This is a genomic window from Glutamicibacter sp. BSL13 (assembly GCF_052928425.1).
Window position 1 is genome coordinate 17,572 of the sequence record NZ_JAVGCZ010000014.1, and the last position, 22,096, is coordinate 39,667.

General features: G+C 66.7%; 19 protein-coding genes, 1 tRNA gene and 2 riboswitches. Of the genes, 12 read left to right on the forward strand and 8 right to left on the reverse strand.

The annotated features are described in order from the left end of the window. Window positions 1-147: 147 nt before the first annotated feature. Together RCJ92_RS04210 and RCJ92_RS04215 are read right to left on the reverse strand one after the other, a co-directional pair. Window positions 148-218, reverse strand: a tRNA-Gly gene (locus tag RCJ92_RS04210). Between the two features lie 211 nt (window positions 219-429). After that, a complete protein-coding gene (locus RCJ92_RS04215; RefSeq protein ID WP_171021217.1) occupies window positions 430-915 on the reverse strand; it encodes an SseB family protein in 486 nt (161 codons plus the stop codon). A gap of 111 nt (window positions 916-1,026) precedes the next feature. Here RCJ92_RS04215 and RCJ92_RS04220 point away from each other — a divergent pair, with 111 nt between their 5' ends. Then, the gene (locus tag RCJ92_RS04220; RefSeq protein ID WP_446753844.1) at window positions 1,027-2,733 is read left to right on the forward strand and encodes a fumarate hydratase; all 1,707 of its coding nucleotides are present in this window, start codon (window positions 1,027-1,029) and stop codon (window positions 2,731-2,733) included. Window positions 2,734-2,821: 88 nt separating this feature from the next. Here RCJ92_RS04220 and RCJ92_RS04225 read toward each other — a convergent pair whose 3' ends face one another. Continuing rightward, window positions 2,822-3,709: a M15 family metallopeptidase gene (locus tag RCJ92_RS04225; protein ID WP_446753845.1), complete on the reverse strand. Its 888-nt coding sequence runs from the start codon at window positions 3,707-3,709 to the stop codon at window positions 2,822-2,824. A gap of 165 nt (window positions 3,710-3,874) precedes the next feature. Between RCJ92_RS04225 and dcd the strand changes: the two genes are divergently transcribed. Continuing rightward, complete coding sequence (gene dcd / locus RCJ92_RS04230; RefSeq protein WP_138176723.1) at window positions 3,875-4,456, forward strand: dCTP deaminase; 582 nt, start codon at window positions 3,875-3,877, stop codon at window positions 4,454-4,456. 36 nt (window positions 4,457-4,492) lie between these two features. On the opposite strand, the gene RCJ92_RS04235 is transcribed toward dcd, so the two are convergent. Further along, window positions 4,493-5,821, reverse strand: a complete 1,329-nt coding sequence (locus RCJ92_RS04235) for an MFS transporter (protein WP_446753846.1) — start codon at window positions 5,819-5,821, stop codon at window positions 4,493-4,495. 212 nt (window positions 5,822-6,033) lie between these two features. Between RCJ92_RS04235 and RCJ92_RS04240 the strand changes: the two genes are divergently transcribed. The 6 genes from RCJ92_RS04240 to mnhG are packed head-to-tail and all read left to right on the forward strand — an operon-like array spanning window position 6,034 to window position 12,346. Beyond that, window positions 6,034-9,006, forward strand: a complete 2,973-nt coding sequence (locus RCJ92_RS04240) for a Na+/H+ antiporter subunit A (protein WP_446753847.1) — start codon at window positions 6,034-6,036, stop codon at window positions 9,004-9,006. Beyond that, window positions 9,003-9,452, forward strand: a complete 450-nt coding sequence (locus RCJ92_RS04245; protein ID WP_054821137.1) for a Na(+)/H(+) antiporter subunit C — start codon at window positions 9,003-9,005, stop codon at window positions 9,450-9,452. Before RCJ92_RS04240 ends, RCJ92_RS04245 begins: the two co-directional genes overlap by 4 nt. Beyond that, window positions 9,453-11,060, forward strand: a complete 1,608-nt coding sequence (locus tag RCJ92_RS04250) for a Na+/H+ antiporter subunit D (RefSeq protein ID WP_138176732.1) — start codon at window positions 9,453-9,455, stop codon at window positions 11,058-11,060. Between the two features lie 13 nt (window positions 11,061-11,073). Continuing rightward, window positions 11,074-11,724 carry a Na+/H+ antiporter subunit E gene (locus RCJ92_RS04255; protein ID WP_138176736.1) on the forward strand — a complete coding sequence of 217 codons (651 nt, stop codon included), beginning with the start codon at window positions 11,074-11,076 and terminating at the stop codon, window positions 11,722-11,724. Further along, window positions 11,721-11,987, forward strand: a complete 267-nt coding sequence (locus tag RCJ92_RS04260; RefSeq protein WP_138176739.1) for a monovalent cation/H+ antiporter complex subunit F — start codon at window positions 11,721-11,723, stop codon at window positions 11,985-11,987. Before RCJ92_RS04255 ends, RCJ92_RS04260 begins: the two co-directional genes overlap by 4 nt. Continuing rightward, the gene (gene mnhG / locus RCJ92_RS04265; protein ID WP_446753848.1) at window positions 11,987-12,346 is read left to right on the forward strand and encodes a monovalent cation/H(+) antiporter subunit G; all 360 of its coding nucleotides are present in this window, start codon (window positions 11,987-11,989) and stop codon (window positions 12,344-12,346) included. Before RCJ92_RS04260 ends, mnhG begins: the two co-directional genes overlap by 1 nt. A gap of 90 nt (window positions 12,347-12,436) precedes the next feature. Here the strand turns inward: mnhG and RCJ92_RS04270 are convergent, their stop codons facing one another. Continuing rightward, window positions 12,437-12,679, reverse strand: a complete 243-nt coding sequence (locus RCJ92_RS04270; protein WP_349291713.1) for a DUF4235 domain-containing protein — start codon at window positions 12,677-12,679, stop codon at window positions 12,437-12,439. 127 nt (window positions 12,680-12,806) lie between these two features. After that, a riboswitch (TPP riboswitch) is annotated at window positions 12,807-12,962 on the forward strand. A gap of 66 nt (window positions 12,963-13,028) precedes the next feature. Between RCJ92_RS04270 and RCJ92_RS04275 the strand changes: the two genes are divergently transcribed. The 3 genes from RCJ92_RS04275 (at window position 13,029) to RCJ92_RS04285 (ending at window position 16,933) form a co-directional block, all read left to right on the forward strand. Then, window positions 13,029-13,649, forward strand: coding sequence for an ECF transporter S component (locus tag RCJ92_RS04275; RefSeq protein WP_138926690.1), 621 nt, complete (start codon window positions 13,029-13,031; stop codon window positions 13,647-13,649). A gap of 106 nt (window positions 13,650-13,755) precedes the next feature. Continuing rightward, window positions 13,756-13,910, forward strand: a riboswitch (TPP riboswitch). Window positions 13,911-13,973: 63 nt separating this feature from the next. Beyond that, a complete protein-coding gene (locus RCJ92_RS04280) occupies window positions 13,974-14,597 on the forward strand; it encodes an ECF transporter S component (protein ID WP_446753849.1) in 624 nt (207 codons plus the stop codon). Next, the gene (locus tag RCJ92_RS04285) at window positions 14,594-16,933 is read left to right on the forward strand and encodes an ATP-binding cassette domain-containing protein (protein WP_446753850.1); all 2,340 of its coding nucleotides are present in this window, start codon (window positions 14,594-14,596) and stop codon (window positions 16,931-16,933) included. The genes RCJ92_RS04280 and RCJ92_RS04285 overlap by 4 nt, the downstream gene beginning before the upstream one ends. 58 nt (window positions 16,934-16,991) lie before the next feature. On the opposite strand, the gene RCJ92_RS04290 is transcribed toward RCJ92_RS04285, so the two are convergent. Next, window positions 16,992-17,867, reverse strand: coding sequence for an aminodeoxychorismate lyase (locus RCJ92_RS04290; protein WP_343831988.1), 876 nt, complete (start codon window positions 17,865-17,867; stop codon window positions 16,992-16,994). 160 nt (window positions 17,868-18,027) lie between these two features. On the opposite strand from RCJ92_RS04290, the gene cls reads away from it, so the two are divergent. Further along, the gene (cls, locus tag RCJ92_RS04295; RefSeq protein WP_138177564.1) at window positions 18,028-19,521 is read left to right on the forward strand and encodes a cardiolipin synthase; all 1,494 of its coding nucleotides are present in this window, start codon (window positions 18,028-18,030) and stop codon (window positions 19,519-19,521) included. Window positions 19,522-19,535: 14 nt separating this feature from the next. Here the strand turns inward: cls and RCJ92_RS04300 are convergent, their stop codons facing one another. Continuing rightward, window positions 19,536-21,569 carry a chorismate-binding protein gene (locus RCJ92_RS04300; RefSeq protein ID WP_446753851.1) on the reverse strand — a complete coding sequence of 678 codons (2,034 nt, stop codon included), beginning with the start codon at window positions 21,567-21,569 and terminating at the stop codon, window positions 19,536-19,538. Further along, window positions 21,556-22,065 carry a low molecular weight protein-tyrosine-phosphatase gene (locus RCJ92_RS04305; RefSeq protein ID WP_138176758.1) on the reverse strand — a complete coding sequence of 170 codons (510 nt, stop codon included), beginning with the start codon at window positions 22,063-22,065 and terminating at the stop codon, window positions 21,556-21,558. The genes RCJ92_RS04300 and RCJ92_RS04305 overlap by 14 nt, the downstream gene beginning before the upstream one ends. Between the last annotated feature and the right edge of the window lie 31 nt (window positions 22,066-22,096).

A 22,096-nucleotide genomic window follows, 5' to 3' on the forward strand; every position in this document is an offset into this window, starting at 1 on the left:
GCCTCCTGGATCATTGTGCTGCTCGGATGGGGCACCGGCTGGGACGGCGGCTGGGAGTCGATCCCGCGCCAGCGGGGCCCGGCTCCCTGATGGGTGCCCAGACGCCAAACGCCGGGACCCTGCTGGGTCCCGGCGTTTGGTCTTGCGAGCGGGCGACGGGAATCGAACCCGCGTATCGAGCTTGGGAAGCTAGCGCTCTACCATTGAGCTACGCCCGCAAAGCTCCGAGCGGCCTATTGGCGGCCCGGGCGTATCCCAGCATAGCGCAATCAGCGCCCCGGTTTTCAAGCCAATGACGCCAAGATGACCTGTGGCATGCGCCAATGGCCACAGGTGCGGCGCTCGAACCGCGGAAATCCGCGGCCAACCGCTTGTCCGGGGTGTGACCATGATTACATCCCCGCGCGGGTGCCGGCGGCGCGCCGACGGCTAGTGGCTGCCTCGGCCCTTGCCCAGTTCCTGACGCAACACCGCCACACCCTCGGCCGGAATCTCAAAACTGAGATCGTCACCGGGATTGATGACAATCCCGGTGCCCTCCAGGGCGCGCACAATGGTGGCCCCCTGCACCTTCACACCGTAGGGTGCCTGGTCAATGTAGGTGCCCGGGATGCGCTCCAGTGAACTGAACACCGCGACCATCGGCGCCCCGGCGGGATTGGTCAGCAACATGGGCTGCGCGTTGGGGTTTTCGCCGGTGACTTCCTCGCGGGAAAGGAAATACACCTCGGCGGCCATGAAGGCGCCCACCACTGAGCCGGAGAGCTCGGGCTTGTTCAGGCCCGCGGCGATCATGTTCTCGAAGTGGGTTTTGGGCCGGGCCCGCTCCTGGTCCATCGGGGTTTCGATGATCATGTCCGGCAGCTGTTCGGGCTGCCCGGACTGGGAGGTTGCCTCTGGGTTTTCGTTGCTCATGCCCTCAAGCATGTCGCCCTTGGCTCACCCGCGCAAACACCAAATCCGCATTTTGCGGCCGAGAGCCTAAAATGGCTCTCGAGCAACCCACAAAAGATGCAAGGACTGAGCATGCCTGAATTCCGTTATGAAGATCTTCTGCCCATCGGCGAGGACAACACCCCCTACCGCAAGATTTCCTCGGACGGTGTCAATGTCGCCACCGGTCCAGATGGCAAGAAGTTCCTGCAGGTTTCCCCGCAGGCCCTGGAGTTGCTGGCCGAAACCGCCCTGCGCGACATCTCCCACTATCTGCGTCCGGCCCACCTGCAGCAGCTGCGCAACATCCTCGACGATGAGGAAGCCAGCCCGAACGACAAGTTCGTGGCCCTGGACCTGCTGAAGAACGCGAACATCGCCGCCGGCGGCATCCTGCCGATGTGCCAGGACACCGGCACCGCGATTGTGATGGGCAAGCGCGGACAGCGGGTGCTCTCCGAGGAGCAGGATGAAATTTCGCTTTCACGCGGCATCTACAACGCCTACACCAAGCTGAACCTGCGCTACTCGCAGCTGGCTCCGTTGACCACCTGGGAAGAAAAGCAGACCGGCAACAACCTGCCGGCGCAGATCGACCTGTACGCCAACACGAAGCCCGGGGCGGATACCGAATACAAGTTCCTGTTCATGGCCAAGGGCGGCGGCAGCGCCAACAAGTCCTTCCTCTACCAGGAGACCAAGGCGATCCTGAACGAGAACTCGATGCTGCGCTTCCTCGATGAGAAGCTGCGCTCCCTGGGCACCGCCGCCTGCCCGCCCTACCACCTGTCCATCGTCATCGGCGGCACCAGCGCCGAGATGGCCTTGAAGACCGCGAAGTACGGTTCGGCGAAGTACCTGGACGCGCTGCCCACCGAGGGCGCCATGACCGGGCGCGGATTCCGTGACACCGACCTGGAAGAGAAGGTGCTGGAACTGACCCGCAACTTCGGCATCGGCGCGCAGTTCGGCGGGAAGTACTTCTGCCACGACGTGCGCGTGGTGCGCCTGCCGCGCCACGGCGCCTCGATGCCGGTGGCCATCGCGGTCTCCTGCTCCGCCGACCGGCAGATGCTGGCGAAGATCACCGAAGAAGGCGTCTTCGTTGAACAGCTGGAAACCGACCCGGCCCGCTTCATGCCCGACGAGTCCCACCCGGCCGTGGCCGAACACGGGGAGGCCACCGACGGGGTGACCGGCACCGGCGGCAGCTCCGTGGTGAAGGTCGACCTGAACAAGCCGATGGATGAGATCCTGGCCGGGCTGAGCAAGTTCCCGGTCAAGACCCGGCTCTCGCTGACCGGTCCGCTGGTCGTGGCCCGCGATATCGCCCACGCCAAGATCAAGGAACGGCTGGACGCCGGCGAGCAGATGCCGCAGTACCTCAAGGACCACCCGGTCTACTACGCCGGCCCGGCCAAGACCCCGGACGGCATGGCGTCCGGGTCCTTCGGACCGACCACCGCAGGGCGCATGGACTCCTATGTGGAGCAGTTCCAGGCGGCTGGCGGCTCGAAGGTGATGCTGGCCAAGGGCAACCGCTCCAAGCAGGTCACCGACGCGTGCAACAGCCACGGCGGTTTCTACCTGGGTTCCATCGGCGGTCCGGCTGCCCGCCTGGCCCAGGACTGCATCAAGAACGTCGAGGTCCTGGAATACGAGGAGCTGGGCATGGAGGCAGTGTGGAAGATCGAGGTGGAGGATTTCCCGGCATTCATCGTCGTGGATGACAAGGGCAACGACTTCTTCGAAGCCACCTCCAAGCCGACCTTCACCGGCATCCCCGTGCGCGCGAACTAGCCGACGTTGCACCGCCTACCGGTACCAACAACGAAGGCCGCCCCAGTGGGGCGGCCTTCGCGCAGTTCTGGGGGAGGGCCGGCAGGAGCTACTGGCCCAGCCCGAATGCCCAATCCCTGAAGGGCGGCAGGAACCGCAGCACCATCAGGTCCTCGGGCTCCCGCAGGGAGGTCGGCGTGGGGCTCGGTTCACTGGCCTCTTGCGATGCCGCATCATCTTCCTTGTCGCTCGGGGCGGGGGAGGATGGGACCGACTCCTGTGCGGCCTGGTCGCCCTGCTCGCCCTGCTCGGTGTTCTCCACCAGCAGCTGGAAGTACTCTTCGAACGTGTCCATGTCCAGCTTCTTCATTGCCTGGGCATGCTCGGTGCCGATGTAGCGCAGGTGCCACGGCTCGTAACGGTAGCCGGTGGTTTTCTCCTCGCCTTCCGGGTACCGGACAATCAGCCCGTAGTCCACGGCGTGCTCGGCAATCCACTTGCCGGCCGGACTCTGGCCAAAGCAGGCGTGCAGTTCGCATTTGCTGCCGCTGTAGCCAACATCCGCGGCCAGACCCAGCTGGTGTTCACTGGTCCCCGGGCGGGCCGAAATCCGTTCGGCATACTCGGTGCCGAACTTCGCCTGGTACTGGTTGAACAGCACCTGCTGGCGTTCATAGGAACGGAAGGCGCTGATGACCTTCAGCGGGTGCCCGGCCTTGCGGGCATCGGCCACCAGATCCTCCACCGCGTCGGCCGCCTCATCGCGCAACTGATCACCGGAACCGGCGACGTTGCGCAGCCCCTTGGGGTGGTAGTCCTCCTCGGGCAGCTTGATGCTGGGGTTGATCAAGGCCAACAAGCTGCTGCTGTCGGACAGCTCCTCGGCACTGACCTCGGGCACCTCATCGGCGGGGGCGGCGTTCGCGGCGGAAAGGCCGCCTACCGCCAACAGCAGTGAGACCAGCGCGGCACTGGCTGCCCGGGTAACGGAGCGCATTGTTGGTAAGACACCATCCTTTGGGTTTTGGCACGACAACACTTCAAGGATAGTGCCTGAAGGTGGCCCACAGCCATGTGGGATTGCGCCGATTCAATCGCCCCATTTGCGCCACATTCGGCCGCGGGTTACCGTCGGGGGCGCCAGCAGGATAAATTTATAGGCGTGTTGTATTCAGATGGTGACATTCGTCGGTCAATAGACAGCGGGCAGATCGCCCTGGAACCGTACTCCGAGGAAATGGTGCAACCGGCCTCGGTGGATGTGCGGCTGGACCGTTTCTTCCGGTTGTTCGACAACCACAAGTACGCCCACATCGATCCGGCCACCGACCAGCCGGAACTGACCCGGCTGGTGGAAGTCGACCCGGATGAGCCGTTCGTGCTGCACCCGGGGGAATTTGTGTTGGGCGCGACGTACGAGAAGGTCACCCTGGGCAACGGCATCGCCGCCCGCCTGGAGGGCAAGAGTTCACTGGGCCGCCTGGGGCTGCTCACCCACTCCACTGCCGGGTTCATCGACCCCGGCTTCTCCGGCCACGTCACCCTGGAACTGTCCAATATGGCCACCCTGCCGATCAAGCTGTGGCCCGGGTCGAAGATCGGCCAGCTGTGCTTCTTCCAGCTCACCTCGCCGGCCGAACACCCCTACGGTTCTGGCCCCTACGGCAACCGCTATCAGGGGCAGCGCGGGCCAACGGCCTCACGCAGCCACCTGAATTTCCATCGCAGCCTCCTGGAAAACTAATTCTGCCCGCGCCGGGCCCGTGCGCCCGGAGGCGGGCTAGTCTTCCAATCGGGTGCGCGGGGTCTTGATCGGCAGCAGCAACAGCAACCCGATCAGCAGCACCAGCAGGATGCCCAGGATCCCGTAGCGCTGCGCCGCACCGGGCTCAACCAGGGGAGTGGCCAGCGCGATCGAGGTGGTGAACAGGGCCGGGGCCAGGAAACTGACCACCCGACCGGTGGTGGCGTAGAGCCCGAACATTTCCCCCTCGCGGCCCGCCGGGGCCATGCGCGCCAGCAGTGAGCGGGACGCGGACTGCGCGGGACCAACAAACAGGCACAACAGCAGCCCGAACAACCAGAAGCCGCTGGCCTCGGGGGAGAAGAACACGCCCAGCCCAGCCACCAGCAGTCCGACCAGCGAACCCAGGATGACCCGTTTGGGGCCAATCACGTCATCCAGCCACCCGCCGGCCAGCGCACCGAGGGCCGCCACCACGTTCCCGGCAATCGCGAAGATGATCACCTCGTTCAGGGCGAACCCGAAGGTCCCGGCGGCAATCACCCCGCCAAAGGTGAAGATGGCGGCCAGCCCGTCACGGAAGATCGCCGAGGAGCCCAGGAAGAAGACGGCGTTGCGGTCCTCCCGCCACAGCTGGGCGATCCGCCCGAAGAGCACCTTGTAGGAGCTGGCCAGGGGGATGCGCGCGGACTGGCTGGCGGGGGACTCGGGAATGCGGAAGAAGACCGGCAGCGCGAAGACCAGGAACCACAGGGCACTGAAGATCGCCACCCAGCGCAGATTCCACGAATCCTCGGTGTTCGCCCCGGGCCATTCGAACAACGGGTCCACGAAGCCGAACAGGACCAGGGCCAAGGCCAGGATCCCGCCCACGTAGCCCATGCCCCAGCCGAAACCGGAAACCTTGCCGATCGTGGCCGGGCTGGAGATCTGGGTGAGCACCGCGTTGTAGTTCACCGAGGCGAACTCGGAGAACACCGAGGCCGCGGCGATCAGCGAGGCTCCCAACCACAGGTACTTCGGGTCCGGGGCAACAAACACGCAGGCGGCGGTCAGCGCCACCACGACAAGCGAGTTCACCGTCAGCCACAACTTGCGCCGCCCGGCCGCGTCCGAACGCATCCCGGTTACCGGCACCAGCAGGACGATGGCCACCCCGGCCACGGTCAGCGCCTGGCCCAGCACCACCGAGGCGTGATCGGTGGATCCGAACAGCTCACTGGTGAGGTAGACGGTGAAGACAAAGGTGGTCATCACGGCGTTGATGGCGGCCTGGCCCCAGTCCCAGCTGGCCCAGGCCAGAGTCGCAGTATTAAGCCACGAGTTTTTTGGTCGCGCAAGATCCCGCGCCACGTTGCTTTCCATGCTCGCATCGTATCCGGTTAATGGTGATCAGAACATGAATTCGAGGCAACGGGGAAAATCTGGGTCCAAGCGTTCACTCCCGAATTTTCTGTGGTCAGGAGCGAGCAAGGTGATCTACCGGACGGTAGAAAGCGCCTTTGCACTGATAAAATGAACAGACCGGCCGTGTAAATCGTCGGACTCTGCCCCATACAAGTCGACAGAGGAGACGTGTGTTAATTATTCTCATTGCGCTTTTCGCAACTGCTGCGCTCTGCCCTTTGATTTTTCGGATTTTCCGACGCAATGGGTTCTATATTGTCGCCGTAGTTCCCGCAATGGGATTCATCTGGCTGCTCACCCGGTTCCCGCAGGTGCTGGCCTCCGATCCCAGCCTGGCCAACGGGCTGCCGAACGCCCCGCCCTCAATCCAGATCCCCTGGATCCCCGGGTTCCTGGTAAACCTGGACTTCCGCCTGGACACGCTGACCGCGGTGCTGTTGCTGCTGATCCTCGGGGTCGGCGCCCTGGTGCTGGTCTACTGTGCCCGCTACTTCAAGAACGACGACATGGGCGTGGGCCCGTTCGCGGCCAAGCTGGTCGCCTTCGCCGGGGCCATGACCGGGCTGGTCACCGCCGATGACGTGATCATCATGTTCATCTTCTGGGAAATCACCTCAGTGCTTTCCTACCTGCTGATCGGCTTCAGCCAGGCGCTGATCACCGCACGCCGCTCGGCCATGAATGCCCTGATCGTCACCACCTTCGGCGGGCTGGCCATGCTCGGCGGTCTGCTGATCCTGGGGACCTCCACCGGCAGCTACCGGCTTTCAGACATTGTGGCGGCGGCCCCGCAGCTGAGCGCCATGGGCGGACACATTGACGTGGCCGTGGCCCTGGTGCTGCTTGGCGCGCTGTCCAAGTCGGCGCTGGTGCCCTTCCACTTCTGGCTGCCCGGCGCGATGGCCGCCCCCACCCCGGTCTCCGCCTACCTGCACGCTGCGGCCATGGTCAAGGCCGGTGTCTACCTGGTGGCCCGCCTGGCCCCGGGCTTTTCCGAGACGATGTTCTGGGGGCCGCTGGCCGTGGGCATCGGCATCCTGACCATGATCATCGGCGGCTACCGGGCGCTGAAGCAATACGACTTGAAACTGATCCTGGCCTTCGGCACCGTCTCCCAGCTGGGGTTCATCATTTCCATCTTCGGGCTGGGCAACGCCGATGCCGCCTTTGCCGCCCTGGCCCTGACCCTGGCGCACGGGCTGTTCAAGGCCACCTTGTTCCTGGCCGTGGGCATCGTGGACCACAACACCGGAACCCGTGACATCCGCAAGCTTTCCGGGCTGGGACGCAGCATGCCGGTGTTGGCCACCGTGGCCACCCTGGCCGCCGCGTCCATGGCCGGGATCCCGCCGTTGTACGGGTTCGTGGCCAAGGAATCGGTGTTCGACGCGCTGCTGCACCAGGGCGGGCCGCTGGCCTGGCTCCCGGTGGCCGGCATTGTGCTCGGCACGGGCCTGACCGTGGCCTACTCGCTGCGCTTCGTGCTTGGCGCCTTTGGACGCAAGCGCGGCATGCAGCCCACCGCCTGCAAGCGCCCCTCGCTGATCTTCCTGGCCCCGCTGCTGGTGCTCACCGCCGGAACCGTGGTGCTGGGCGTGCTGCCCGGCCTGGTGGAGCCGCTGGTGAAGCACGCCGCCGGGCTCTACCCGCAGCCGATCGAGGTGCACCTGGCCCTGTGGGCCGGCTTCACCCCGGCCCTGGGTCTCAGCGTCCTGGCCGTGCTCGGCGGTGTGCTGCTGTTCGTGGGACGGGCGCGGGCGGATTATTCGGCCCGCCTGCACCGCCGGCTGCCGGCCGCGGAGGAAGCCTACCGCGGCATCGTGAACCTGACCGACGAATTGGCGATCTGGGTGACCGGGCGGACCCAGCGTGGTTCGCTCTCCTTCTACCTGGGCGTGATCCTGGCCGTGGCGATGGTGGTTCCGCTGAGCATCGCCCTGACCGTGCCCACCCCCTGGCCCGATCAGTGGGTGATTGCCGACCATCCCGCCCAGATCGTCATCGGCGCCATCATGATCGTCGGGGCGATCGCGGCGATCCGCGCCTCGAAGCGTTTCATGGCGGTGCTGATGGTCTCGGTGACCGGTTTTGGCATGGTCGCCATCTTCGCGCTGCAGGGCGCACCGGACCTGGCGCTGACCCAGCTGCTGGTGGAGACCATTGTGCTGGTCGCGTTCGTGCTGGCCCTGCGCGCCCTGCCCAAGCGGCTGTGGGTGGGCATCTCCCGGATCAAGCTGGGACGGGCCGTCCTGGCCACCGCCCTGGCGCTGATGACCGTATATGTTGCCATCGGAATGATGGCGGCGCGCCAGGAGGCGCCGATCTCGCTGGCCTTCCCGGACCTGGCCTACCACGAGGGCTATGGCTCAAACATTGTCAACGTGACCCTGGTGGACCTGCGCGTGTGGGATACCTTCGGGGAAATCACCGTGCTGGCCGCCGCGGCCACCGGGGTGGCCTCACTGATCTTCGTGGCGGTGCCCTCCCGTCGCCGGCTGCGTGCCCGCGAGGTGGAAAGCGGTTCCATCGACCACGGTTCGGAGGCCATGTCCACCGGCGAATTCGGCCAGGCCCGCCTGGATCTGGCCCGCAAGTTCGCCACCTCGGACAATGAGGACTGGCTGATCGCCGGGCACACGCTGGTCGCCGAACGCCGCTCCATCGTCTTTGAAGTGGTCACCCGCCTGATCTTCCATTCGATCCTGCTGTTGAGCGTGTTCACCTTGATCACCGGGCACAACAACCCCGGCGGCGGTTTCGCCGGCGGGCTGCTGGCCGGGCTGGCGCTGACCATCCGCTACCTGGCCGGCGGGCGGGTGGAGCTGGCCGAATCGATGCGCGTCTCCCCGAACATCCTGATCGGTGGCGGGCTGGCCGTGGCGGCCTGCTCCGGCATCATTCCGCTGTTGGCGGGGGACCCGGTGTTCAGCACCTACGTCTGGCAGTTCAGCCTTCCGCTGTTTGGCGAACACAAGTTCGTGACCTCAACCTTCTTCGACATTGGAGTGTATCTGGTGGTGCTCGGCCTGGTGCAGGACGTGCTGCGATCCCTGGGCAGCGAAATCGACCAGCTCTCCGAGGGCCGCTCCCCGGTGGCCCGCCATGATGTGGTGGCCAGCTACCAGACGGGGGTGGGCCGGTGAGTGTGAACATCACCTTCCTGGTCATCACCGGCGTGCTGTTGGCGGTGGGCTACTACCTGGTGCTGGAACGCACCCTGACCCGGGTGCTGCTGGGCATCGTGGTGCTGGGCAACGCGGTGAACCTGCTGATCCTCACCGCCGGCGGGAGGATGGGCAAGGCCCCGCTGTTTCAGCCGGACCTGCCGGCCGATGAGTACTCGGATCCGCTGCCGCAGGCGCTGATCCTGACCGCCATTGTCATCACCTTCGCAGTGACCGCGTTCCTGCTCGCGTTGATCTACCGGTCCTGGTCGCTGACCAACGCCGATACCGTGCGGGACGATGAAGAAGATATCCGCGTCTCCCAGGCCAGTGCCTACGACGAAGAAGAGGACGCTCCCGTGGAGGAAGACACCACCGAATTCGTCGATGAGGAAGGCCGACCGATCCGCGAGGGGGAGGAATAGATGCAACAGCTCATGTCCCTGGCCCCGCTGGCGGTCATCCTGCCGATCTTGGGCGCCGGCGCGACCTTCCTGGCCCGGCGCAAGGTGCGCTGGCAGCGGATCATCACCATCGGGGTGTTGTGCACCACGCTGTTGCTGGAGGTCGGGATGCTGGCGGCCACCTGGAACGGGCAGACCTACGCGATCACCATCGCCGGGTGGGACACCCCCACCGGCATAGCCCTGGTGGTGGACGGATTCAGCGCGTTCATGCTGCTGGTCTCCACCGTGGTGTCCCTGGCGGTGCTGCTGTTCGCCACCAGTCAGGGGATGGCCGACGGGGATGAGCACGGTCCGGTCTCGATTTTCCACCCGGCCTACCTGATCCTGCTGGCCGGGGTGTCCAACGCGTTCATGGCAGCGGACTTGTTCAACCTCTACGTGGGCTTCGAAATCTTCCTCACCGCCAGCTATGTGCTGCTCACCCTGGGCGGCACCGCCGAACGGATCCGCTCGGGCATCACCTATGTGGTGGTCTCCGTGGTCTCCTCGGTGCTGTTCCTGACCGCGATCGCGTTGATCTATGCGGCTACCGGCACGGTGAACATGGGGGACCTGGCGCTGAAGCTGGCCGACCTGGATTCGGGGACAAAGCTGATCCTGCACAGCTTCCTGCTGATCGCCTTTGGCATCAAGGCCGCCGTGTTCCCGCTCTCGCTGTGGCTGCCGGACTCCTACCCGACCGCCCCGGCCCCGGTGACCGCCGTGTTCGCCGGACTCTTGACCAAGGTGGGCGTGTACGCGATCGTGCGCACCGAGACGCTGCTGTTTCCGGGCGGGGAAGTGAACTCGGTGCTGCTGGTGGTCTCGGCGCTGACCATGGTGATCGGCATCTTCGGTGCGCTGGCCCAGTCGGACTTCAAGCGCATGCTCTCCTTCACGCTGACCAGCCACATCGGCTACCTGATCTTCGGGATCGCGGTCGGCACCGAAACCGCGATCGCCGCCACGATCTACTACGTGGGCCACCACATCATCGTGCAGACCTCCCTGTTCATGGTCGCCGGGCTGATTGAACGGCGAGCCGGCACCGCGAACATCACCGAACTGGGATCCCTGGCCCGCCTTTCCCCGGCATTGGCGGTGCTGTTCTTCATCCCGGCCATCAATCTGGGCGGCATCCCGCCATTCTCAGGGTTCCTGGGCAAGTTCGGGCTGCTGCACGCCGCGACCGAACAGGGCGGGGCACTGAACTGGGCGGTGATCGCCGCCGGGCTGCTGACCAGCCTGCTGACCCTGCTGGCCATCATCCGCGTCTGGGCCCGCGCCTTCTGGCGCCGGGCGGCCGAGGCGGAGGACCCGCAGGCGTCCTTGGTGGACCAGTCCAAGGAGATGACCGAACTGATCCAGTCCTCGGGCAATCAGGGGCCGATCCTGGGGGCCAGGCTCGCCCGGCAGATGGAGGCGAAGTTCCTGCCCTGGGGGATGCGCTACTCCACCGGGGCCCTGGTCGCCGCCGGGGTGGCGTTGACCGTGTTCGCCGGACCGCTCTTTGCCTTCTGTCAGAGGGTGGCCGCCGAGCTGCTGAGCCGGGCCCCCTACATCACCGCGGTTCTGCCGCCAGGCTAAAGGGGAAGGACACATGCCAAAACGTATTGACGAGCCACGCGACCAGCGCATCGCCGACGCGCTGGATGAGGCCTCGGGCCAGCGCAACCGCGCCACACTGCGCCAGGAGTGGCCGCTGCTGCTGTTCATGACCCTGGTCTGGGGCGCGCTGTGGCAGGACTTCACCCCCGGAACCCTAATCGTGGGGGCGCTGCTGTCCCTGCTGCTGGTCGCCCTGTTCCCGCTGCCCCCGGTGCGCCTGTCGGGGCGCATCAACCCGTGGTACTGCTTCCTGCTGCTCGGCTGGTTCATCATGCAGGTGGTGGCGGCCAGCCTGGAGGTTTCCTACCTGGCGCTTTTCCGGCGCCAGAAGACCCGCAGCTCCATCATCGCGGTGCGCCTGCACACCGACTCGGACCTGATCGTCACCACGGTCGGGCACGTGCTGACCCTGATCCCCGGATCGTTCGTGGTGGAGGTGGACCGGCGCAGCTCCACCCTGTACCTGCATTACCTCAACGCCTCCAACGCCATCAAGGTCGCCCGCTCCCGGGCGAAGATCCATGAAATCGAACGGCGGGTGATCATGGCCATCGGCAGCCACGACGAGTACGAGTACGTCAAGCAGGTGCGCAAGGACATCGCCCAGCGCGCCCGCCAGAAGGCCAAGGAGGCAAAGCGTTGAGCTACATCATCGTGGGAATCAGCGGAGTGCTGCTCTCGGTGGGTGCGGTGGCCTGCCTGATCCGGGTCGCCCGCGGACCCTCCATCCTGGACCGGGTGCTGGCCCTGGATGTGATGCTGCTGATCATCTCCGCCGCCCTGTGCCTGGAAATGTACCTGAACCGGCACACCAACCACATCCTGTTCGTGGTGATCGCCTGCGCCATCGGCTTCATCAGCTCGGTCACCGTCTCCCGGTTCGTTTCCGACCAGAGGAATGCGTGATGGATCAGTTCCTGGACATTGTGGCCGCCGGCTGCATGATCGTCGGCTCGCTGATGTCATTGATCGCCGGCATAGGCCTGTTGACCTTCCCCGACCTGCTCACCCGGATGCATGCGGCCACCAAGCCGCAGGTGCTTGGCTTCCTGCTGCTGTTCATCGGGCTGGCCATCCACCTGCGCTCCTGGCAGGTGGTGCCGGTGCTCGCCCTGGCCTGGGGCGTGCAGCTGCTGACCGCACCGGTCTCCGCGCACATGATTGGCCGTTCCGGGTACCGCACCAAGCACGTGAAGCGCGAAACGCTGTACAGCGACGAACTGCGCACCGTGGTGGAGAACGCCAGCCGCCAGAACAAGGACTAGCGCCACTGCCGGCACCACGAACAAGGGCCTCGAAGCACCGCATCACGGTGCTCCGAGGCCCTGCCTGTCCACGGCGCAAACGCCGGGGAACTACTTGTTCAGCTTGGCCAGCGCCTTGCGGGTGCCGCGGTCGGTGAGGACCTGGATGATTGCGGCCACCACGGAGGAGAAGACGGCGAACGCCAGGGCCTGGCGCATCGAGGCTTCGGCTTCGGCTTCCTGGCCGTGGCGCGGGGCGTCATTGCCGGTGAATCCCTTCCACAAGCGGTCCACCAGCTTGCTGCCGACAAACCCGGCTCCCAGGGAAATGCCGGTGGCGAGCAGCTTCATCATTGGTTTCATTCTTCGCGCTCCTGTTCGCATGGGGACTTCTCTTTCTATCGAAAGCATATCCTGAGCTATGGTGGCATCGCAGACATGGCATCGGGTGATCCACGGATCGCCGGCGCAATCTGCTGACAAGAAACGACAGGGGAGCGTCATACCGTCCCCGAGGCTCACCGCGCAGCAAACGCCGGTGGCCGGGACCGGTGGAAGACGCTGAGAGTGCGATAGATCGCAGACCCTCGAACCTGCTCCGGCTAGTACCGGCGAAGGAAGTCGAGAATCTCAGATGTGCGGCAGGGACAGCTCCCTGCGCATCCGCATGTGCTCCCCTCCTGAACCAGGAGGATGGAAGAAAATGGCAACAACCAAGCGAACCGGCGGCACCTCATGGAAGGTCGCGGACATCGTGATCGCCTCGGTCATCGCCGTGGCCTCGGGCGTGGTGTTCTGGGCGTGGAGCGCCAGTTACGGTTTCGTGACGCTGGCCTTCGCCGCGTTCCCGCCGGCCAGCGCGCTGCTCTCGGGCATGTGGCTGTTCCCCGCGGTCCTCGGGGCGCTGATCATTCGCAAGCCCGGTGCGGCACTGTACTGCGAACTGCTGGCCGCCATCATCGAGGCCCTGCTGGGCACCCACTGGGGACTGACGGTGCTGGTCTCCGGGCTGCTGCAGGGGCTGGGCGCCGAGCTGGTGTTCGCGCTCTTGCGTTACCGGGTGTGGAACCTGTCCGCCGCCATGCTGGCCGGTTTCTGCTCCGGCTTCCTCAGCGCCCTCAACGGTGCCTACATCACCGCCCACTTCGTGCACTATACCCCCGGGATGAAGCTGTTTCATGTGGCGGCGATGAGCGTCTCCGGGTTGCTGATCGCCGGGATCTGCTCGTTCTTCCTCACCCGCATGCTGGCCAACACCGGTGCCTTGGCCTCCCTGCCCAGCCGCCGGGCCCACCGGGAACCGGTGCTCACCCGCTCCCGCTAGGCGGCGCCTGGCCGCGGGAGCAAGAGCAATATGACGTCCGCCTCAAACCGGTCGCCGGTGCGGGTTCTGCCCGACCGGCATCCTGGGGTATGGTGGCAACGCAGACATAAACCGACAGGGGAGCGTCATACCAGCCCGCTGCCGTGCCGCCAGGCGCGTCACGGCAGGCGTAAGGGTAAAAGACGCTGAGAGTGCGATAGATCGCAGACCCTCGAACCTGCCCCGGCTAGTACCGGCGAAGGAAGTCGAGAATCTCAGGTATGCCCCCGGGGACGCGCCCCGGTTCGCATACATGCTCCCCTCCTGATTCAGGAGGATATTCAAGTGACAACAACACCGTTGCGGGCCAGCAGCTCGTGGAAGGTCGCCGACATCGTCGTCGCCTCGGTGATCGCCGTGGCTTCGGGCGTGGTGTTCTGGGGCTGGAACGCCGGTTACGGCTTCATTTCCCTGGCCTTTGTGGCCTTCCCGCCGGCTAGCGCCTTCGTGGCCGGGATGTGGCTCTTCCCGGCAGTGCTCGGGGCCCTGATCATCCGCAAGCCCGGCGCCGCCCTGTACTGTGAACTGCTGGCCGCGGTGATCTCCGCGCTGCTGGGCTCGCAGTGGGGCATCACCGTGCTGGTTTCCGGCATTGTCCAGGGGCTGGGCGCCGAGGTGGTGTTCGCGCTCTTCCGCTACCGGGTGTGGAGCCTTGGGGTGGCGATGCTGGCGGGGTTGGGCGCCGGACTGTTCGGTGCGCTAAGCGAGGCCTACCTGATGGCCTACTACGCGGAATACACCGCGAGCATGAAGCTTTTCCACGTGGCGGCGATGAGCCTCTCCGGCCTGGTGATTGCCGGCATCCTGTCCTACTTCGCCACCCGCGCGCTGGCGGCCACCGGGGCGCTTTCCGCGCTGCCCAGCCGCAGGGCGAACCGCGAACCGGTCTTTGGGCGGGCGAAGCAATGACCGCCGGCATCACGAACCACGCCGCGCTGCCCCAGCTGGAATCCGGTGCCCTGTCCGTGAGCGCGCGCGGGTTCGGCTGGAAGCACGCCGACCGGCAGCAACCGGCCCTGCACGCCCTGGATCTGGAGATTCCGGCCGGGCAGCGGGTGCTGCTGCTGGGACCCAGCGGCGCGGGCAAATCCACGCTGCTGCACGCCATGGCCGGGGTCCTGGATGTTACCGAGCTGGCCGGGTGCACCGGGCAGCTGCTGGTGGGGGAGCAGGACGCGTTCGGGCCGCGCCAGGGTGTGGGCCTGATGCAGCAGGACCCGGAAACCCAGATCGTGCAGGCCCGGGTGGAAGACGACGTGGCCTTCGGGGCGGAAAACCTCGGGGTGGACCCGCAGGAGATTTCCCGGCGCATTCCCCTGGCACTGGAGGCGGTCGGGTTGGGCCAGCTGGCGCCGGAACACCCCACCCAGCAGCTGTCCGGGGGACAGAAGCAGCGCCTGGCCCTGGCCGGGATCCTGGCCATGCGCCCGGGGCTGATGCTGCTGGATGAACCCACCGCCAACATTGACCCGGAGGGCGCGTTGGGGGTACGCGACGCGGTGCTCAACGCCGCCGAGCGCACGGCAGCGACCCTGATCGTGGTCGAGCACCGGGTGGAGACCTGGGTGGAACACGTGGACCGGGTGCTGGTGCTGGAGCCCGGCGGCGGGATCAGCCATGACGTGGCCCCGCAGGCGCTGCTGAGCGACCAGCCGCTGCGCCGGGAGCTGGCCGAGGCCGGGATCTGGGTGCCCGGCTACGTCCCGCACACCCGTACCCCACGCACCAGTCCGGGCGGTGGCCTGTTGCGGGCCAACGCGCTGCAGGCCAGGCGTTCAAAGAAGGCCCCGTTGACCGCGGCGGTGGACCTGGAACTGCCCGCCGGCGGCGCACTGGTGATCCGCGGCGCGAACGGGGTGGGCAAGTCGACCCTGGCGCTGACCCTGGGCGGGCTGCTGGAGCCGGCCAGCGGCCGGCTGCACGCCACTGAACTGTTGGCCGGTGAGGCGGGGGACAAGCCATTCCTCTGGCGGGCCGGGCAGTTGGTGGCCCGCATCGGCACGGTCTTCCAGGAGCCCGAACACCAGTTTGTCACCCAGAGCGTTGCCGACGAACTGGCCTACGGGCCGCGCCGGGCGAAGGGGGAACGGGATGGGCAGGACGGCACCGGGCTTGATGAACAGCAGATCGCCGAACGCACCGCCGCGCTGCTGACCCGGCTGCGGTTGGACCACCTGGCCGAGGCGAACCCGTACACGCTTTCCGGCGGGGAGAAGCGCCGGCTCTCGGTGGCCACGGTGTTGGCCGCCAGCCCGGATGTGCTGATCCTGGATGAGCCGACCTTCGGGCAGGACGCGAACACCTGGCGGGAGGTGGCCGAGCTGCTCATCGAGGTGATCGAGCAGGGCACCGCCGTGATCGCGGTGACCCATGACGGGCACTTCGCCCGGGCGTTGGGCGCCCGGGAACTTGAGCTGCAGGCCCCCGCCCCGCGGGCCGAGGCCCCCGGGCCGGACCCGCTGCTGGGATCCGCGGTGGGCGACAGCTGGCTGGCCCGGCGCAACCCGCTGGCGAAGCTGGCGGCGATCGTGGCCACCACCATCCCGCTGGTGGCCACCATTGACTGGGTCTCGGGCCTGGTGGTGATCACCGCGACCCTGCTGATGCTGCCGCTGGCGCGGCTGAGCATCCCACGTTTCCTGCTGCGCGCCTGGCCGCTGCTGCTGGCCGGGCTGACCGCCGCCTGGGGGATCAGCCTGGTCGGGGAGGATTCCGGGGCGCTGCTGCTGGACCTGGGGGTCTTCACCATCACCGAGGGCTCCCTGGCCGGCGGCATCGCCACCGGCATGCGCGCCATGGCGATGGCCGTGCCGATGGTGCTGCTGCTGAGCACCACCAACCCCTCCGACCTGGGCTCGGCCCTGTCCCAGCAGCTGCGCGTGCCGCACCGCTTCGTGCTCGGGGCGCTGGCCGGAATGCGGCTGCTGGGCCTGCTGGTGGAGGAGTTCACCACCTTGACCCTGGCCCGCCGGGCACGCGGGGTGGGGAACTTCGGGTCCCCGGCCCAGCGCCTGCGCGCGAACCTGGGGCAGGTGCTGGCCCTGCTGGTGCAGGCGATCCGCCGGGCCGGGCGACTGGCCATCACCATGGAAGCCAAGGGCTTCGGCGCCGGGCGGCGCAGCTGGTTGCGCACCCCGGACTTCGGGGGGCGTGACGTGCTGGTGATCGGTGCCGGGCTCGGGGTGGGGGCGCTGGCGGTGGCCGCCGCCGTGCTGGCCGGGACCTGGAGCCTGGTCTGGGGATAGCGCACCAAAAACGGGGGGAGCAGTCCATGGACTGCTCCCCCCGTTTTTGCGTGCTCGGTTAGGCCAGGTGATCGGCCAGTTCGCTCAGCTCCGCGTGCAGTTCGGCGTCGAAGCGCAGCGGCTTGGCGTCCAGCGAATTCACCGGGGTGAGCAGGCGCACCGAGGAAACCAGCCACAGTACGTCGGCCTGGTAGAGGTCCTCGGGACGCAGCGGACCATACCCCAACTCCCAGCCGGCCTCCGCGGCGGCAGCGAAGATCGCCGCCTGGGTGGTGCCCGGCAGGATCCCGGTTTCCAGCAGCGGGGTGAGCAGGCGCTTGGTCTGCCCATCTCGCTGGGCCATCAGCACGGTGGATGTCGGGCCCTCCAGCACCGCACCGTCGGAGGAGGTGAAGATGACATCATGGGCACCGTGGGCCCGCGCATAGCGCAGGGCCGCCATGTTCACCGCGTAGGACAGCGTCTTGGCTCCCATCAGCAGCCAGGGCGCGCGTTCGGCGATCTTCGAATCATAGCCGCGATCCAGCAGCAGCACGTCCACACCCGAATCCCGCTGGGCCTGGCCCAGCGTCGGGGCCGGGGTGACGGTCACCCAGCACAGGGCCGGGTCGCTGTCCGCGTCCCCGCGGGCGGCCACCAGCTTCACCACGGCCTCATCGGCCCCGCCGGTGGCATCAAAGTCCGCGATGGCGGTGTCAATGGCCGCACGCCACTGGATCTCGTCGGGGATCTCCAGGTCGCACAGCTGGGCCGAGGACTGCAGGCGGGCCAGGTGCGCGTCGATCTTGCGCACGCTCTGGTGCTTGTAGAGCATCGATTCGAAGATACCGTCACCACGGGAAACACCCTGGGCGGTCACGGGCAGTTGCGGCGCGTTAATGTCCGCCAGTCGACCGGCCGGATAGGACGGATCGAGGAAAACCAATGAACTCATAGGTACTAGATTATCGAATCCCGCCGGTGCTTCGGATAACTCGCCGCAACCGACACCGCCTTGAACCGGGGAATTGGGTAGTCTAGCGATAGGCAAAACGCACGATGACCGCGGGAAAGACGCCCCGGTGGAAAGCACGAGGGCAGGAGTTGGCCGCATGATGCTAGGTGAGAACTTCCTGCGGGAGCTGGGCCCGACGGTCTGGGCGCTGGCGGTGACCTTCGACATCGTGGTGCGTATCGTGATGATCGGAGTGGTTCCGGGCAACCGCCGGCCCACCACCGCCATGGCTTGGCTGCTGGCGATCTTCTTCATCCCGGTCGTGGGGCTGATCCTCTACCTGCTCTTTGCCAACCCGCGCCTCTCCCGCCGGCGCTTGGAGAAGCAGCGCCGCGCCAATGAGGCAATCCTGCAGGCCACCTCCCACATGGATTCGCCGGTCGAATTCCACAGTGATGAGGAATGGATTGAGTCCGCCGCGGTGCTCAACCGCACCCTGGGGGCGCTGCCGCTGGAGGGCGGGAACGAGGTGGAGGTGATCTCCGATTACCGTGCCTCGCTGGAGGCGATGCGCCAGGAGATCGACAAGGCCACGACATTCGTGCACATCCAGTTCTACATCATGGGCGATGACCCGGACTTCGTCGGCCCGGTCCTGGATTCCCTGGAGGCCGCGGTCAAGCGCGGGGTGGTGGTGCGCCTGCTGTTTGACCACCTGGGCACCGCCCGGGTGGCCGGGTACGGGCAGCTGAAGCGGCGGCTGAAGGATTCGGGCATCGAATGGAAGCGGATGCTGCCGGTGGCCCCGTTCCGGCGCCGCTGGCGCCGCCCGGATCTGCGCAATCACCGCAAGATCCTGGTGGTGGACGGGGAAGTGGCCTTCACCGGCAGCCAAAACCTGATCGAGCCGGGCTACAAGCGGCTCAGCTCGCACAAGGTGGGGCGTGAATGGGTGGAGCTGATGATCCAGGTGCGCGGCCCGCTGGTGCGTTCCCTGGACGTGGTCTTCGCCACCGACTGGTGGCAGGAGGCCGACACCGATGACGTGCTGCAGGACCTGACCGACGCCCGCTACCCGCTGCCAGCCAGCGATGTGCCGGGGGAGACCGTGGGCCAGGTGGTGCCCAGCGGGCCGGGGTATGAGGATGAGAACAACCTGCGCCTGTTCAACACGCTGATCTATTCGGCCTCCGAACGCCTGAAGATCACCAGCCCCTATTTTGTGCCCGATGATTCAATGCTCTACGCCATCACCACCGCGGCGCAGCGCGGCATTGAGGTGGATTTGTTCGTATGCGAGTCCGGGGACCAGTTCCTGGTGCACCACGCCCAGCAGTCCTATTACCAGGTGCTGCTGGAGGCCGGGGTGCGCATCTACCTGTACCCGGCCCCGATGGTGCTGCACGCCAAGTGCTTCACCGTCGATGACGAGGTCGCGGTCGTGGGATCCTCGAATATGGACATGCGATCCTTCAGCCTGAACATGGAGATCTCGGTCATGCTGCTCGGCGCGCAAACGGTGGATCAGGTCAACCAGGTGCAGGCCCACTACCGCAGCATCTCCAAGGAACTGACCCTGGAGGAGTGGGAGAAGCGTCCGCGGCTGCAGCGCTGGGTGGACAACGCCGCCCGGCTGACCGCCACCCTGCAGTAGGAGCGGCACCGCCCTTAGTACGGGAAGCGCGCCCCCAGGGCGCTGAGCACGCCCACCGACTTGGTGCGCACCTCATCCCATTCCTCCTGCGGATCCGAGTCCGCGGTAATCGCCCCGCCCAATCCCAGACTCAGCTGCCAGGACCCGTCCCCAAGCCGGTCGCAGACCAGGGTGCGGATCACCACCGCCAGGTCGGCGCCGCCATCTGCGCCCAGGTAGCCCACCGCCCCGGAGTACAGTCCCCGCGCCCGGTTTTCCTCCAGCCGGTCCAGGATGTGCATGGTCGACAGTTTTGGTGCCCCGGTCATGGACCCGGGCGGGAAGGCCTCGCGCAGCGCCGCGGCGGCCAGCGCCGGTTCTCGCAGCTGCGCGTCGATGGTGGAGACCATCTGGTGCACCGTGGCGTAGCTTTCGATGGCGCACAAGCGGGTGACCGACAACGTCCCGGGCACCGCATGGTGGGACAGGTCGTTGCGCAGCAGGTCCACGATCATGATGTTCTCCGCCCGGTCCTTGGGATGGGAGGCCAAATCTTCACGCAGCGCCGCATCGCTGGAGGGATCCTGACCGCGCGGACGGGTGCCCTTGATCGGTTCGGCGCGCAGCTTGCCGGTGCCCGAGATGCTCACGAAGCGTTCCGGGGAGATGCTGGCCACCTCCAGGGAGCCCAGGCGCAGGTAGTGCGCAAACGGGGCCGGGGAGGATTCACGCAACCGGCTATACGCCTCGAAGGCGGAGAAATGCTCCACGGTGGCGCGCAGTTCGGTGGTCAGGCACACCTCATAGCTGTTGCCCTGCCAGATTTCGTGCTGCGCCCGGCGCACCTTGTCCCGGTACTGCTCGGGGGTGTCGCGGCAGCTGAACACCGGCACCGGCAGCGGCCCGGGCTCCCGCACCTTGAGCTGCAGCCGCTGCAGACGGGCCAGGGTCGGCTCCAGCAGGTGGCCTGGGGCGCGCACGGTCAGCCGGGCGCGCAGGTGATCAACAATCAGCACGGTGTCCGGTTCAAAGAACTGCGCGTCCGGGCGCAGCGAACCATCGGGCAGCCGGGCCGCCACATCCGCCGCACCCACTTCGCGCTTGAGCTCATAGCCCAGGTAGCCCACCCATTGCGGGTCCGGGGCCGGCGGCTCTGCCGCGGGGGCAGGCTCCGCCCCCGGCTCGGTCTCCGAGGGCCAGATCCCGCCCAGGGCGGCAAAGAACTCGGGGCCCAGCCGGAGCATCGCGTTGCCCGAACGCAGCTCGGTGCCCTGCGCGGTGGCCGAAAGCAGCGCTGCCTCCGGTTCCTGGGCCAGGGCCAGCACCGTATAGCGGTTGCGGCCCAACGGGTCCTGCAGCCGGTGGCTGGTGGATTCCAGCAGTGCCGCCTGCCGGCAGTGCTCGGCCAGCGACTCAAAGACGGCGGCCACATCCCCGGGCACCGGCAGCTCACGCTCATGGCGCACCGCGGCCCGCAGCCAGGTGGCGGGCAGCTTGACCCGTACCCGGGCGGGCAGGAACCGCGCCAGCCGGCGCAGCTGGTGCAGGGCAGCATCCTCGTCGGGGGCATCGGAGCGCAGGTGCACGTTGGCGGTGGCTGCCGGGTTTGCGGCGCTGAGGTAGTCCTGCTCCTGATCGGCCCACCGCGCCCAGTGCCGGGCGAAGACCTCCCCGTCGCGGCGCAGCGCGCGTTCCCGGCGTACCGTGGCCCCGGCCTGCAGCCAGATGCCCAGGTCAATCTCCGATACCGCTTCGGCGCACAGGGCCCCCACCCCTTCGACGAGCACAATCTCGCTGGGGGTGAAGTGGATGTGTTCGGCCGCCGGGGCGTTGGCCTGCCAGTCCCAGCGCGGCCAGCTCACCGGCTGGCCCGCTCGGATCCGGCGCAGCAGCACGGCATAGCGCGTGCAGGTTTCCTGCAGCGAATCCCAGCCGTAGTATAGGTCCTCCAGGTGCAGGATGGAAACCCGTTCGGGTCCCCAGGCCGCGGCCAGGGCCGCAGCCAGTGAGCTCTTGCCCGCCCCGGAGCGCCCGTCCAGGGCGATAATCAGTGGTTTAACGGTTTCCACGGGAGGCGGTGTTGCTCCGAACGTAGTCGACCAGCGCCGGCAGGCTGGCGGCAATCATCTTCCAGGTTTCACGAAAGTCCGCGGCGTCCCCGTACCAGGGGTCATAGATGCCCTGCGCGTCGTGGGGCTGTGCGGCGGACTGCGGGTCAAAGGAACGCAGCATCCGCAGCTGCGGACGCCGCTCCTGGGAGATGTTCGACAAATCCGGGACCAGCGCCTCAAAATGGTCGGTGTCCAGCGCCAGGATCAGGTCCACCGACCCCAGTTCCTCGGCCGTGAGCTGGCTGGCCACATGTCCCTCACCGCTCAGGCCGTGGGAACGCAGCGTCGCTTCGGCGCGCTGGTCAATGGGGTTGCCGATCTCCCCGTCGGTCACGGCGCGGGAGAACACCTCGACGTCGCCGATTCCCGCGTCCTCCAGGGCGTTCTTGAGCATGAATTCGGCCATGGGCGAGCGGCAGATGTTGCCCGTGCACACCGTCATTATCCGGAACATGAGACAAGTCTAGGGTGAATTGGCCGACACA

Bases quoted from the DNA above. Each gene is read 5' to 3' on its own strand.
- RCJ92_RS04215 (WP_171021217.1), bottom strand. From the start codon at position 915: ATGAGCAACGAAAACCCAGAGGCAACCTCCCAGTCCGGGCAGCCCGAA.
- RCJ92_RS04220 (WP_446753844.1), top strand. From the start codon at position 1,027: ATGCCTGAATTCCGTTATGAAGATCTTCTGCCCATCGGCGAGGACAAC.
- RCJ92_RS04225 (WP_446753845.1), bottom strand. From the start codon at position 3,709: ATGCGCTCCGTTACCCGGGCAGCCAGTGCCGCGCTGGTCTCACTGCTG.
- RCJ92_RS04235 (WP_446753846.1), bottom strand. From the start codon at position 5,821: ATGGAAAGCAACGTGGCGCGGGATCTTGCGCGACCAAAAAACTCGTGG.
- RCJ92_RS04250 (WP_138176732.1), top strand. From the start codon at position 9,453: ATGCAACAGCTCATGTCCCTGGCCCCGCTGGCGGTCATCCTGCCGATC.
- RCJ92_RS04255 (WP_138176736.1), top strand. From the start codon at position 11,074: ATGCCAAAACGTATTGACGAGCCACGCGACCAGCGCATCGCCGACGCG.
- mnhG (WP_446753848.1), top strand. From the start codon at position 11,987: ATGGATCAGTTCCTGGACATTGTGGCCGCCGGCTGCATGATCGTCGGC.
- RCJ92_RS04270 (WP_349291713.1), bottom strand. From the start codon at position 12,679: ATGATGAAGCTGCTCGCCACCGGCATTTCCCTGGGAGCCGGGTTTGTC.
- RCJ92_RS04275 (WP_138926690.1), top strand. From the start codon at position 13,029: ATGGCAACAACCAAGCGAACCGGCGGCACCTCATGGAAGGTCGCGGAC.
- RCJ92_RS04285 (WP_446753850.1), top strand. From the start codon at position 14,594: ATGACCGCCGGCATCACGAACCACGCCGCGCTGCCCCAGCTGGAATCC.
- RCJ92_RS04290 (WP_343831988.1), bottom strand. From the start codon at position 17,867: ATGAGTTCATTGGTTTTCCTCGATCCGTCCTATCCGGCCGGTCGACTG.
- cls (WP_138177564.1), top strand. From the start codon at position 18,028: ATGCTAGGTGAGAACTTCCTGCGGGAGCTGGGCCCGACGGTCTGGGCG.
- RCJ92_RS04305 (WP_138176758.1), bottom strand. From the start codon at position 22,065: ATGTTCCGGATAATGACGGTGTGCACGGGCAACATCTGCCGCTCGCCC.